At 57.1% G+C, this 13,288-nt stretch carries 12 protein-coding genes; 8 read left to right on the top strand and 4 right to left on the bottom strand.

The window, feature by feature from the left end:
* The first annotated feature begins 108 nt into the window (after nucleotides 1–108).
* Together B5F76_RS10055 and B5F76_RS10050 are read left to right on the top strand one after the other, a co-directional pair.
* Entirely contained in the window at nucleotides 109–618 is a 510-nt protein-coding gene (locus B5F76_RS10055; protein ID WP_087354044.1) for a peptidylprolyl isomerase, read from the top strand.
* Nucleotides 619–727: 109 nt separating this feature from the next.
* Nucleotides 728–1,285, top strand: a complete 558-nt coding sequence (locus tag B5F76_RS10050; RefSeq protein ID WP_087354041.1) for a hypothetical protein — start codon at nucleotides 728–730, stop codon at nucleotides 1,283–1,285.
* 518 nt (nucleotides 1,286–1,803) lie between these two features.
* Here B5F76_RS10050 and B5F76_RS10045 read toward each other — a convergent pair.
* The 3 genes from B5F76_RS10045 to ilvD all read right to left on the bottom strand — a co-directional run bounded on the left by B5F76_RS10045 (nucleotide 1,804) and on the right by ilvD (nucleotide 5,615).
* Nucleotides 1,804–2,895 carry a PTS transporter subunit IIC gene (locus B5F76_RS10045; RefSeq protein WP_087354038.1) on the bottom strand — a complete coding sequence of 364 codons (1,092 nt, stop codon included), beginning with the start codon at nucleotides 2,893–2,895 and terminating at the stop codon, nucleotides 1,804–1,806.
* Between the two features lie 23 nt (nucleotides 2,896–2,918).
* A complete protein-coding gene (locus tag B5F76_RS10040; RefSeq protein WP_087354036.1) occupies nucleotides 2,919–3,851 on the bottom strand; it encodes an AEC family transporter in 933 nt (310 codons plus the stop codon).
* A 66-nt stretch (nucleotides 3,852–3,917) separates the two neighbouring features.
* Entirely contained in the window at nucleotides 3,918–5,615 is a 1,698-nt protein-coding gene (ilvD, locus tag B5F76_RS10035; protein ID WP_087354033.1) for a dihydroxy-acid dehydratase, read from the bottom strand.
* Between the two features lie 437 nt (nucleotides 5,616–6,052).
* Here ilvD and B5F76_RS10030 point away from each other — a divergent pair, with 437 nt between their 5' ends.
* The 6 genes from B5F76_RS10030 (at nucleotide 6,053) to B5F76_RS10005 (ending at nucleotide 11,538) form a co-directional block, all read left to right on the top strand.
* Nucleotides 6,053–7,663: a lipopolysaccharide biosynthesis protein gene (locus B5F76_RS10030; RefSeq protein ID WP_342633810.1), complete on the top strand. Its 1,611-nt coding sequence runs from the start codon at nucleotides 6,053–6,055 to the stop codon at nucleotides 7,661–7,663.
* A gap of 356 nt (nucleotides 7,664–8,019) precedes the next feature.
* Nucleotides 8,020–8,235: a sulfur carrier protein ThiS gene (gene thiS / locus B5F76_RS10025; protein WP_087354118.1), complete on the top strand. Its 216-nt coding sequence runs from the start codon at nucleotides 8,020–8,022 to the stop codon at nucleotides 8,233–8,235.
* 78 nt (nucleotides 8,236–8,313) lie between these two features.
* Nucleotides 8,314–9,084: a thiazole synthase gene (locus B5F76_RS10020; RefSeq protein WP_087354029.1), complete on the top strand. Its 771-nt coding sequence runs from the start codon at nucleotides 8,314–8,316 to the stop codon at nucleotides 9,082–9,084.
* Between the two features lie 10 nt (nucleotides 9,085–9,094).
* Nucleotides 9,095–10,228 (top strand): 2-iminoacetate synthase ThiH, encoded by a 1,134-nt coding sequence (gene thiH / locus B5F76_RS10015; RefSeq protein ID WP_087354026.1) that lies wholly within the window; start codon nucleotides 9,095–9,097, stop codon nucleotides 10,226–10,228.
* On the top strand, nucleotides 10,225–10,830 hold the full coding sequence (thiF, locus tag B5F76_RS10010; protein WP_087354022.1) for a sulfur carrier protein ThiS adenylyltransferase ThiF: 606 nt from the start codon (nucleotides 10,225–10,227) through the stop codon (nucleotides 10,828–10,830). Before thiH ends, thiF begins: the two co-directional genes overlap by 4 nt.
* Before the next feature lie 246 nt (nucleotides 10,831–11,076).
* Entirely contained in the window at nucleotides 11,077–11,538 is a 462-nt protein-coding gene (locus tag B5F76_RS10005) for a helix-turn-helix domain-containing protein (RefSeq protein ID WP_087354019.1), read from the top strand.
* An 87-nt stretch (nucleotides 11,539–11,625) separates the two neighbouring features.
* Here the strand turns inward: B5F76_RS10005 and asnS are convergent, their stop codons facing one another.
* Nucleotides 11,626–12,990: an asparagine--tRNA ligase gene (asnS, locus tag B5F76_RS10000; protein WP_087354016.1), complete on the bottom strand. Its 1,365-nt coding sequence runs from the start codon at nucleotides 12,988–12,990 to the stop codon at nucleotides 11,626–11,628.
* Nucleotides 12,991–13,288 lie beyond the last annotated feature (298 nt).

Here is a 13,288-nt window from a genome sequence, read left to right as displayed (position 1 = left end):
TGCGGGGCAATTTTTTCAATCAGGGGACTGGCAAAGGCACGAAAGTGCTATTCATTTTATGCCTGACCAAGGGTTGGGGCAGGCAGCGGTCCTTTCGAAGGAGACATTATGGCTACAAATCCCGTGGTACTGCTCGAAACAACGTCCGGAGACATTCTGATCGAGCTCTATCCTGACAAGGCTCCCAAGACAGTTGAGAACTTTCTGCAGTATGTGGATTCCGGCTTTTACAAGAACACGATTTTCCACAGGGTTATCCCCGGCTTCATGATCCAGGGCGGCGGCTACACCATCAGGATGGACGAGAAGGAAACCCAGGCTCCCATCGAAAACGAGGCCAACAACGGCGTGAGCAACGAGCGCGGCACCATTGCCATGGCCCGCACCATGGATCCCCACAGCGCCACTGCCCAGTTCTTCATCAACCTCGTGGACAACGAATTTCTCGATTTCAAGAGCGAGTCTCTCCAGGGTTGGGGCTACTGCGCCTTCGGCAAGGTGACCGAAGGCATGGACGTTGTGGACAAGATCGCCAAGGTCAAGACCAAGTCCCAGGGCCCGCACGACGATGTGCCCGTTGACCTTGTCATCATCACCAACGCCAGCCGTTTCGAATAGTCTTTCTTGCTGCCCCTGGTCTGGAACACCCGGCGGGCCAGGGGCAGTATTGTTTTTGTTTCAAGGTCCATGTGAGCCGGCAAAGGCTCGGGCCCGGGAGAAGAAGGAAATGCTGAAAAAGGTACTGCTTGCCGCCCTTGCCCTTGTGTGCGTGCCAAACCTCGTCTTGGCGGCCAACGAAAAAATAGATCCCGAGACCTATCTGTGCGCAGAGCTTGTCTCCAACGAGACCCTGCTTCAGGGCGAGGCACCCCTTTTCGAGGGGCTGCAGCTCGACGGCTACGCCTCCGCTGCCGTGAACATGGATGTGGCTTCCCCGGACGCGGTCCACATCATCCTCAATGAGGCGGTCAACTGGTGCCAGGAGCGCCCCACGGACAAGGTGTACTCCATCTGGCAGCAGATGCGTGCCACAGGCCCTGTGCCCGAGGGGGACTGGAACGCAAAGACGTCTACCTGCGCGGACTTTGCCCTGAACCAGGACGATGCCAGCGGTTTCATCATCTGGCTCGACGGCTACAACAGGAAGGCCAACAATACCACAAAGAGCATCCTGAACAGCGACGCTGACGTGCGCGCCTTTATCGACGCATGCCTTCTGAGCCCCAAGAGGACCATGCTCGAAGTCTTGCAGGAAAACGCCAAGGACGCGCCTGCCGCAAAGTAGCGGATTCCGGAGCACAAGAATTTTTCACGAAGGGGACAGGAGACTGTCCCCTTTTTTGGGGCCTGAAAGGCCTGGCAGATTTGTCCTGAGAGCATATTGCTCTTCATTGCGTGGCACTCTCAGATCAAGCTTCCTCGAAGCCGACTCTGGCCGATTTTTCGCAAAAGGCAATGCCCACATGGAGTATGGTCTTACCAGCAGTCCAATCACAGCCATTCAGCTAGGTATCGCAGGATGAGTGAGTGGCCTCTGAACTTCTGTTTTTGCTGCTCTCCAATCCAAAATCCGACGTGGCTGTAAGTGACCCCTGATATCGCTGGATCAATATGAGAAAACCTCACAGATCAGCCGAGAAGCTGAGGCCTATGGGGTTTTGCACAATACGAGACTGCAGGGATACAGTCCCTCTGGTCGTTGCTGCGTTGACGAAATAGAGAAGCCCTTGGGAACTTCCTTTCCCAAGGGCTTCTCTTGATATGAGCCTCCCCCAAATGAGGCAAGCTGTTTGCTGCCTTGGGTCACCCCTGCAGCGTCATATCCCCATCGCGCACAAGTCCCATGCGGCGAACCACGCAGTTGATAAGGGGTGCCAGAATGGCAGGCAGGATGAAGCAGACCAGAAGGAGTCCTGCCCAGTCGAAGGCCGTGATGGCAGCCCGTGTCCCTTCGCCGATTTCCTTCACCCAGCCTGTGTAGACACCAATCTGCCCTACAAACCCGCATGTTCCCATGCCGGAAGCAATGGCAGGGCCGTTCATTTGCAGCTGGAACACGCAGGTGGCAATGGGCCCTGTAATGGCAGAGGCAAGGGTTGGCGCAATCCAGATGCAGGGATTCTTCACGATGTTGCCCATCTGCAGCATGGACGTGCCTATGCCCTGGGACACGAGGCCGGACCATCGGTTTTCCGGAAAGGACATGACCGCAAAGCCCACCATCTGCGCGCAGCATCCTGCGACTGCAGCGCCTCCCGCAAGGCCAGTGAGGCCTAGGGCAGCGCAGATGGCCGCAGAAGAGATGGGTAGTGTCAGGACCATGCCAACGACTACAGAGACCACAATGCCCATGACAAAGGGGCGCAGCTCGGTGGCCCACATGACAAGCTCACCGAACTTCATGGCCCAGGCTCCCAGCGCAGGTGCCCACCAGGCGGAAAGAGCAAGGCCCACGCCAATGGTCACAAGGGGCGTCACAAGAAGATCTATCTTCGTTTCCTTGGACACAAGCTTGCCTGCCTCGGCAGCGACGATTGCCACAAAGAAGACGGCAAGCGGGCCTCCGGCTCCGCCGAGGGCATTGGAGGAAAAGCCTACCGTGACCAGGGAAAAGAGCACTGCGGGCGGGCAGCGCAGGGCGTAGCCTATGGCGCAGGCCATGGCAGGTCCGCTCATGGCAGCTGCAAGGCCGCCTACCGTGTAGGTGCTGTCCCGTATGCTGACAAGAGGCTGGGTCAGAAAGGCAATTTCCAGCTGCGTGCCGATTGTGTCGATGATGGTGCCGATGAGAAGGGAGCAGAAGAGCCCCTGGGCCATTGCCGCCATGGCGTCAATGCCGTAGCGGCGCAGGGAGATTTCGATGTCCTTGCGGGCGAGAAATTCGCGAAAGGTCATGAACACGTCCTTGTGGCAAAGGTTCAGAAAAGTGCCATGACCAGGGGGAGAGTCAGGACACAGCCAATGGTAGTTGTGGTGATGACAAGTGTGCCGAAGGCGGGGTCGGTCTTGTAGTGGGCGCTCAAAATGGAGGCTTGCATAACTGCCGGCAGTGCTGCCTGCAGGACAAAGACCTTGCCCACGAATTCGTCAATGCCGAAGGCAAGGACCACAAGCAGAGTCACGAGGGGACAGACAAGAAGGCGTCCCGCGCAGGCAAGCATGAGATCCTTGGAAAAAAGTGCGCGTCCCTTGGGAACAATGGAGAGGCTGAAACCTATGTAGAGCAGGGCAAGCGGTGTGGTGAGCTGTCCAATGGTTGAGGCAGCGTTCATGAACCACGAGGGCATGTTCACATTGAGAAGGGCAGCGCCAAGGCCTGCGGTAAAGCCAAGGAAAGGGGGAGACAGTATGGCCCTGATGGCGCGTCTTGCGGAAAAGGGGCTTTGCCTGTTTGCGTCCGCTGCAATGAGATAGCTTCCTATGGTCCAGAAGAAGGCCGCGTTGGCAAAGTAGTAGAGCAGCGCGTAAGGGATGGACTTGGGGCCCAAGAGCGCCCCGCACATGGGAATGCCCACAAAGACAGCACTCGAACAGGAAAAGGACGCGCAAAAGAGCCCAAAGCGCTGCTGTTTCACGTGAAACACCTTAGCCAAAGCAAGGGCAGTGGCAAAGGTCAGCAATATGGACGCTATGGGCACAAGGGAGCCGAGAAGGAAGTCGCGCACGTCCTCATGGCCAAAGGTGGTGACAATGGCGCAGAAAAGGTAGGGCGGCAGGGCGATGCAGGTGACAAACTTGGGCACAAGGCGTCGTACTTCAGGGCCAACCCAGCCAGCCCTGTCGAGCACAACACCCACAAGGCAGACAAGCAGCAGACTGAAAACGCCGCTCAGGGCGTGCAGGTATTCCATACGTGCTTTGATGAAAGAATGTCCGCCGCAAGTTTCCTTGCGGCGGACTGAAAAGGGGGGGAGAGCCTAGATGTCGCGGTAGCGGGCGCCGTTGGAAGCGGAGGTCACAAGGGACGCGTAGCGGCGCAGGATGCCGTAGGGGCTCTTCTTTTGCGAAGGCGTGTACTCTGCCTTGCGCTTTGCGAGCTCCTCATCGCTCACCTTCAGCTCAAGCTTGCGGTTGGGAATATCGATGTGGATGATGTCGCCGTCGCGCACAAGACCGATGGGGCCACCGTCTGCGGCCTCGGGCGAGATGTGACCAATGGCTGCGCCGTTGGTGCCGCCGGAGAAGCGCCCGTCTGTCAGAAGGGCCACGTCCTTGCCAAGGCCCATGCCGGTGATGGCTGCGGTTGCGGAGAGCATTTCACGCATGCCAGGGCCACCGCGCGGGCCCTCGTAGAGGATGACCACTGCATCGTTGGGCTTGATCTCGCCGTCGAGAATGGCCTTCATGGCATCGGCCTCGCCCTCGAACACGCGTGCGCGCACATCGCGGCACAGCATTTCCTCGGCTACTGCGGATTTCTTTACCACAGCACCCTCGGGAGCAATGTTGCCACGCAAAATGGCTATGCCGCCGTCCTTGGTGTAGGGATTGTCCAGGGTGCGGATGACGTCTGTGTCGAGGATGTGGGCGTTGCGCTCTGCAAGGTTTTCGGCAACCGTCTTGCCCGTGACTGTGAGGCAGTCCGTGTTGAGAAGGCCGCCCTTTGCGAGCTCGCCCATGACTGCGGGAATGCCGCCTGCAAGCTCGAGATCGCACATGTAGTGCTTGCCTGCGGGCGAGAGGTGGCAGAGGTTGGGTGTCTTGCGGCTGATGGTGTCGAAAAGGTCGAGGCTGATGTCGAGATGCGCCTCGCCGAAAATGGCGGGAAGGTGCAGGACCGTGTTGGTGGAGCAGCCAAGGGCCATGTCCACGGTGATGGCGTTGGCAACGCTCTTCTGGGTCACGATGTCGAGCGGGCGGATGTTCCTGCGCAAAAGCTCCATGACCTGCATGCCGGCCTTCTTGGCCAGGCGTATGCGGGCTGCGTGCACGGCAGGAATGGTGCCGTTGCCGGGCAGGGCGACGCCAATGGTCTCTGCAAGGCAGTTCATGCTGTTGGCGGTGAACATGCCGGCACAGGAACCGCAGCCGGGACAGGCGCTTTCTTCCATGGCCATCAGTTCTTCGGGGGTCACCTTGTTGGCCTTGAGACCGCCTACTGCCTCGAAGACGGAGATAAGGTCGGCCTTCTTGTGCGGGCCTGCGTTGCCTGGCAGCATGGGGCCGCCGGAGATGAGGATGGAGGGGATGTTCAGGCGCATCATGGCCATGAGCATGCCGGGCACGCACTTGTCGCAGTTGGGGATGAAGACCAGGGCGTCAAAGGCATGGGCGCGGGCCATGAGCTCGCAGCTGTCGGCAATATAGTCCCTCGAAGGCAGGCTGAAGCGCATGCCCTCGTGGTTCATGGCAATGCCGTCGCACACGGCAATGGCGGGAAATTCCAGAGGTGTGCCGCCAGCCATGCGCACACCGGCCTTTACGGCCTCTGCAATGCGATCAAGGTGCAAGTGTCCGGGAACGACTTCGCTTGCAGCGTTGACCACACCCACGAGCGGGCGCTCGATTTCTTCCTTTGTGAGCCCCAGGGCGTGGAGGAGCGATCTGTGCGGGGCCTTTTCAAGGCCGCACTTCATAAGCGAACTGCGGGCGTCAATCTTATGTTGGTCGTCCATTGGTAGAACCTCTCCTGCAGCACAAGCTGCAAAATGTATGTTTTTGACGTGAGTCTTTGTGTCGTTTCGCCGCTTGCCTTGGGCCCTGAAAATCCGGGGGGAAGCCTGGCCATGGAGCCTTGATGGGAAGCCCCTTGTGCCTGGCTGACAACAGAGTATGGCGTTGAGAATGAGCGAAAAACTTGGGGCCAATCTATGCCAATTCCTCTGTCAGGTCAAAAGGCAAAGTGCAGGGGTGTTTTCATGCAAAAAGAAGAAGGATGAGGCTTTGACAAATTTCTTGTACAGAAAAACAGCTTTTCCATCTTGTATTTTTTTGCAGGTATGAGTGACAGGAACAGGAAATGCAAGACATGTTGCATCGTCTTTTTTCGGGAAACGGGGCTCTCCACTTTGCAAGAGAGAAAGGGCCCTGCCACAAAAAACCGGGACAAAGAATGCGCCCTTGCTTGAGGGAAGATGAAAAAGTCGTTACCGTGCAGGCCATGCAAGGAAAAACGCCCACACTCGCACGCCGTTATCTTTTCAAGCTTCTGGCAAACATAGCTTCCGTGCCGGTCTATTTGATCATGGAGGCCATATTGCCGCGTGCCCTTGGGCCAAGGCTCTACGGAGAGTACAGCTTCGCGACCAACCTCTTCTACCAGCTTTCGGGTTTCCTTGACATGGGCACAAGCACGTGCCTGTACAACTCCCTGTCACGCAGGCAGACAGAGGGCAGCCTCATTGCCTTCTACATGCGTGTGAGCGCCCTTGTGTTCGGCATCACCATGGCCGTGGCGCTCTTCCTCTTTTCCTGCCCGACAGTTGGCAATGCCCTCATGCCGGACGTGCCTTTGTGGCTCACACCCTTTGCGGCCCTGTGGGCCTTTCTCACCTGGTGGGGGCGTGTATTGCGCTCCATGAACGACGCCATAGGGGCGACAGTTCCCTCGGAGATAGTGCGCTCGACCATCTCCCTGGCAGCTGTGGGCTTTCTTGTGCTCCTCTTTGTGTGCGATGTGCTCAACATAGCCACCCTCTTTGTGCAGCAGTACCTCATGCTGGGACTCACTGCCCTTGGCTACTGGCTTGTGACAGTACGCTGTGGAAGGGGCAGTTGGGAAAACGGCGGAAACCTCGTCCTCTCCCTTTCAAGAGAGCGCAGGCGCGCCTACACAAAAGAGTTTTTCGACTATTCAAACCCGCTCTTCGTGCAGGCACTTTTGGCCTTTCTCATGATTGCCTGCGAAAGGTGGCTTTTGCAGTTCTTCAACGGGTCTACGGAACAGGGCTTCTTTGCCCTCTCGCAGAAGGTGGGCATGGCCTGCTTTCTCTTTGTGTCTGCCATGACGCCCCTGCTCATGCGCGAGCTCTCCATAGCCTGGGGCAAGAAGGACGTGGTTGCCATGGGAAGGCTGGTCGACCGCTTTGCGCCTTTGCTCTATGTGGTGGCAGCCTACTTTTCCTGCTTCACATTGGTGGAAGCAGCGGCAGTGGTGGAGCTTTTTGGCGGAGCGGAATTTGCGGCTGCAGTATTGCCTGTGCAGATCATGGCCCTCTATCCCTTGCATCAGGCCTACGGACAGCTTGCAAGCTCCATCTTCCACGCCACAGGCAAGACAAAGATTTTGCGCAACATACAGATGTGCGAATGCGTGTATGGGCTTTCCACTGCCTGGATTCTGCTTGCGCCATCCACATTGTACGGGCTTGGCCTTGGCGCAACCGGCCTTGCCCTGAAAACCGTCCTTGTCCAGATAGTCACGGTCAACCTCTATCTCTTTCTGGCCTCACGCTTCGTGCCCCTTTCCTTTGCAAAGAACGTTTTCCACCAGATATGGAGCCTTGTTGTCCTGCTTGGCCTTGCCCTTGTAAGCCGCAAGCTGACCATGGCACTGGGAATAGGCGATCTGCAATCCTTTGTGCGCTTCCTTGTTTCTGGCGTGCTCTACACGGGCCTTGTCGCGGGCCTTGCCCTGGTCTTCCCTGCCTTTCTGGGCTTTACGAAGCAGGAAGTGTATGAGCTGAAGCGCAGGTTTTTGAGAAGGGGGGCAAGGAAGGGATAGCTCTTTCTTGCGCTTGGCCCAGCTTCCTTGCCTTGTTGGGCAAAAAATCTCCAACTTCCTGTTTTCCTTTCTTGCCTTTGTGGAAAATGGGATCTACAAAATCGCGACATCTACAAAATCGCAGCAACAGTTTGCTGCTAGAGTTCGCTACTGGCTGGGGGAGCCTTGTTATGGAAGGCTGAGAAAGGGTTCGACCCTGACCCCGAGGGCTTTTTTGCCCCATCACCTGATGCAGATAGTACTGCCGGAGGGAAAGCTGGTTTGCCAGGGGCAAAAAGCCCCAAAGCCCGCTTGATCCTCCCTTGCCGGTGGATGAGGCGGCCTTTTTTTTGCCCTTGTGTACGGCAGGAGGAAACATGTCAGAAGACGGCATGCTGATTGAAGTCAACGGCAAGGAACAGAAGGTGTCCCAAGGCACAACGCTTCTTGATATTGTCCAGGCCATGGGCGTGGACCATAAGCGCGTTGTCGTGGAACACAACCTGCAAATTGCCGACAAGGAAAAGCTCGCAGACACAGTGGTCTGCGAGGGCGACAAAATCGAAGTCATCCACTTTGTGGGCGGGGGCTAGGCTCCTTTTCGCACAGGTGGCGATGTTTTTGCGTTGAAGTGCCCAGGGCAGTGTCCATGGGACACAAAGGGGAATACAATGGACGATCTTTTTGAAATTGGCGGGGAAAAACTCACAAGCAGGCTTTTTATCGGCACAGGCAAGTACCGCTCGGACGACCTCATTCCGAAGGTGGCCGAGGCCAGCGGCTCCCAGGTCATAACCGTTGCCATGCGAAGGGTTGACGATGGAGGAAAGGGCATCATGGGCCATATTCCGGCCAACATGCACCTTCTGCCCAACACCTCGGGTGCCCGCACGGCCGAAGAGGCAGTGCGCCTTGCCCGTATAGCCCGGGCCGCAGGCTGCGGCAACTGGATCAAGATCGAGGTCATCAACGACACCCTGCGCCTTCTTCCGGACGGTTACGGTACAGCCAAGGCTACGGAAATTCTGGCCAAGGAAGGCTTTGTGGTCTTCCCCTACATCAACCCCGACCTCTACGTGGCGCGCGCCTGTGTCGAGGCAGGGGCTTGCTGCGTCATGCCCCTTGCCTCTCCCATTGGCTCCAACAGAGGGCTTCGCACAAAGGAAATGATTGCTGTGCTCATTGACGAAATGAAGGTGCCGGTCATTGTGGACGCGGGGCTTGGCAAACCCTCCGAGGCCTGCGAGTGCATGGAAATGGGCGCAGCTGCCTGCCTTGTGAACACAGGCATTGCCTCTGCAAGGGACGCTGTGCGCATGGCCGAAGCCTTTGGCAAGGCCGTGGACGCTGGCAGAAAGGCCTATCTTGCAGGCTTTGGTACAGGCAGAAGCTTTGCCGAGGGGGCGAGCGCAAGCTCTCCGCTCACCGGTTTCCTGCGCTAGGAGGGGCTCCATGGAAACGTTTCGTTCTTTCTGGGCAAGCCTTGACAGGGAGCAGCGCGAAAAGGACTGCGCTGCCATGACTGCAGACGACGTGTGCCACGCACTGAATGCAGAAGAGCTCACCCCAAGGGATTTTCTGGCACTGCTTTCCCCTGCAGCAGCCCCCTACCTTGAAGCCATGGCGCAGCGTGCAAGGGAGCTTACCACACGCTACTTTGGCTATGCGGTCAATGTCTTCACTCCGCTCTACATCTCCGATGTGTGCACAAACCACTGCCGCTACTGCGGCTTCAACGTCAACAACAAGCAAAAGCGCACCCATTTGAGCGTGGACGAGGCAGTGGAAGAAGCCATGGCCATTGCCCGCCAGGGCTTCGAGGACATTTTGCTGCTCACAGGCGAGGCACCGAAGCTCTCTTCGCCCGAGTACATTGCCTCTGTTGTCAGGCGCATCAAGCCCCATTTTGCCTCCATAGGCATCGAGGTCTATTCCTTGAGCGACGAGGAATACAAACTCATGGTGGAGAGCGGCGTCAACAACATGACAATGTTCCAGGAAACCTACAATCCGGAACTGTACGCCTGGCTGCATCCCGCAGGCCCCAAGAGCAACTACGCCTGGCGCCTGGAAGCCCCAGAGCGTGCCGCAAGGGCTGGCATGCGCTCCCTGGGCTTTGGCGCTCTTCTTGGTCTCGACAGGCTTGAGCACGACGGCTTTGCCACAGGCATGCATGCCTGGTGGATGCACCACAACTATCCCGGAACGGACATTGGCGTGAGCATCCCCCGCATCTGCAACCATGTGGGCGACTTTGCCATCCCTCACGAGTTAGACGACCGCCGCTTTGTTCAGTATGTCTGCGCCTTGAGACTCTTTTTGCCAAGGGCTACCATCACCTGTTCTTCCCGCGAGAGCGCAGACATGCGCAACCACCTTGTGAGCATCTGCGTCAATCGCGTAAGCGCAGGCGTTTCCACCGCAGTGGGCGGCAGAGTGCATCAGACCGAGACTCCTCCCCAGTTCGACATTACGGACAGTCGCGACATGGAGACAATGGCCGGGGACCTTGAAAAGCGCGGTTTCCAGATCGTGCTCAAGGACTGGGAGGATCCCACCAAGACAACAGTGAGGAAGGGCGCGTGAGCTCTGTCCTCGAAGAGGGCCTTGCGCGCTATGTGAGCTTTGGCCAATTGCAGGCCCTGCGCTCTATGCGCATAGGCATGGCCGGTCTTGGCGGCATAGGGTCCAACGTGGCCCTCATGCTCGCCAGAACCGGCGCTACAAGCCTTGTCCTTGTGGATCACGACAGTGTCGAGAAAAGCAATCTGAACAGGCAGTGCTATTTTCCGGAAGATGTGGGAAAGGCAAAGACAGAGGCCCTCACGGAAAGGCTGCGTTCACTGGATGAAAACGTTCGGCCGCTTGCCGTGAAGGAGCGCATAACCCGGGACAATGTGCGCTCGATACTCGCTCTTGCCGACATCTGGATAGAAGCGCTGGACGGTGCCGAGGACAAGGCCATGCTGGTTGAGGCATGTCTTTCGGCCTCCTTGCCCTGCATAGCCTGTTCCGGCATGGGCGGCTTTGGCGGCCCCCCTTTGAGGGTTCGCAAATTGGGCCTTTTGACTGTGGTTGGCGATTTTGCAAGCGATGTGGACGCACATCCGCCGCTTGCCCCGCGTGTCACGGCCTGCGCTGCCCTCATGGCAGACGAGGTTTTGTCCCGCATCTGGCAGGGACATTGAGCCTTGGGGCTTGTATTTTTCGCAACAGACAGGGGGAACTTTTCCCCCTTTTTTTTGAGCCGTCTTTCTCCGTTTCACGGAAAAATCTTTGTATTTGCCCTTGTAGGGCCAATTTGCCAAATTGTCTCGCAATATCTTGCAAAGCTTGTCAAAAATGTTTCCCTGGGATAAAACGATAAGGAATTTCAATTTCTTTTCTTATTTTTACTCAGCAAAACAGGCAGGGAATATCCCGGGGAGTTTGCCATGAGCAGGCAATATAGAATTTCCTTGAAAAGGCATGAGGTCAGCCTCCTGAAGGAGGTGGCGGAAAGCGGTACAGCGAGCAAGGCAGGACGCTATGCACGGGCTCTGCTCTTGCTGGACAAGGGAGAATTTGCCGAATACCGCTGGACCATATCGAGGGTGAGCGAGGATTTGGGTGTCAGTGACAGGACTCTTTCCCACATCAAGGAACGCTTTCTGACACTCGGGATGGACGCGGCCCTTGGGCGCGAACGCAGGGCAAGGCAAGCCAGGGCCTCGCGCTTTGGCTGCAATGTGGAACACGCAGTTTTGAAGCTTGCCTCCTCGAAGCCGCCCCAGGGACACCGCAAATGGACTTTGCGCCTGCTTGCAGGAAAGGCAGTGGAAGAGGGAATTGTGAAGGACATCTCCCACATGACAGTGTGGCGCATCCTGAAAAACAAGGGCAATTCCTCGAACTAGCGGCTGTAGATCAGGCTTCCTGAACAGGATGAGGGCCCCGAAAGGTCATACCTTTCGGGGCCCTCAAAGCATACACAGAAAACAGGGCTAGAATTCGAGGCTTCCAGGTGTTCTCGGGAAGGGAAGCACGTCGCGGATATTGGCAATGCCCGTCAGCATCATGATGAGGCGCTCGAAGCCCAGGCCAAAGCCCGCATGGGGATTGGTGCCGAACCTTCTCAGATCCAGGTACCAGTCGTACTCCGAAAGCTGCTGTCCAAGCTCGAGTATGCGGTGCTCAAGAAGATCCAGCCTCTCCTCGCGCTGGGAGCCGCCGATAAGCTCGCCTATTCTCGGAACAAGCACGTCCATGGCGGCAACTGTTTCCCCGTCGTCGTTGTTGCGCATGTAGAAGGCCTTGATGTTCTTGGGGTAGTCCGTGACGATTGTTGCCCTGCCGAAATGCTCCTCGGCAAGGTAGCGCTCGTGTTCTGTCTGCAGATCAACGCCGTAGGATACTGGGTAGGTGAACTTTTTGCCGCTTTTTTTGAGAATCTCTATGGCCTCGCCATAGGTGATGCGGGCAAAGGGCTCACTGGCAATATTTTTAAGCTTGTCCAAAAGGCCCTTTTCCACAAAGCGGTCAAAGAGGGAAATGTCCTCCGCACTCGTGGTCAGGATGCGGTCCGTCACGTTGTGCACAAGGTTTTCCGCCAAATCCATGAGGTCGGAAAGATCGGCAAAGGCCATCTCCGGCTCGATCATGATAAATTCTGCTGCGTGGCGCGGCGTATTGGAGTTTTCGGCCCTGAAGGTGGGGCCAAAGGAGTAGACGCGTCCAAGACCCATAGCAAGGGCCTCTGCCTCAAGCTGGCCCGAGACCGTGAGGCGGCACTCGCGACTGAAGAAGTCCTTGCTTGTGTCCTTTTCCCCTGGCGCAAGCGTGGTCACGCGGAACATCTCGCCCGCGCCCTCGCAGTCCGAGCCCGTGAGCACAGGGCAGTGCACCTCGTAGAATCCCTCGGAGCGGAAAAAGCTGTGTATGGCATAGGCAGTCTCGGAACGGATGCGGAAGGCTGCGGAGTACTTGTTTGTGCGCACGCGAAGATGCGCTATGCTGCGCAAGAATTCATCGGAATGGCGCTTTTTCTGCAGGGGATACCTTTCCGGATCAGCAGGACCGAAAACAGTGATGGCCCTTGCCTGTACTTCCCAGGCCTGCCCCTTGCCGGGGGAGGGGACAACTTCTCCCTCCACCCTGATGGCAGCACCTGTGCCGTTGTCGCCCAATGTCTCAAGGGCCTCGGTCCCTGCGTCCACAACGCATTGCAGGTTGGTGAGGCACGACCCGTCGTTCAGTTCCAGAAAGGTGACGCCCTTGCCGTCGCGTCTTGTGCGTATCCAGCCACATACCGTGACGTCTTTCGCCGGGTTTGTGGCTTTCAGTATGTCCTTGATGAGCGTCTTTTGCATGGTGTCTCCTCCCAGGGTTCCCTTGCAGTTTCTGGCATTGCAGGCTGACCTTTGCGGCAGCAATACAGTTTTTTGTAGCCACTTTTTGAGGGCTCGTCCATGGCAGGACGATCCGCCAAGCTGCATAGCGCCTTGAGATCCCCTTTGGGAAAAGGTATCTTCGAAAGAGATGCTAGGGCATGCATGCCCTATCAAGCGCGCCGTAAAACCTCTCCCTTCAGGGGGAGGATATAAGGCGCCCCTAGCTTGGCAAGTTTGCCTTTAGTTGGGAGTTCTTTGGGATTCGATATACTGCTTA

The organism is Desulfovibrio sp. An276, assembly GCF_002159665.1.
Lineage (GTDB): Bacteria > Desulfobacterota > Desulfovibrionia > Desulfovibrionales > Desulfovibrionaceae > Desulfovibrio > Desulfovibrio faecigallinarum.
The sequence above is the reverse complement of the archived record's forward strand: the minus strand, read 5'-3'. Positions and strand labels throughout refer to the sequence as shown.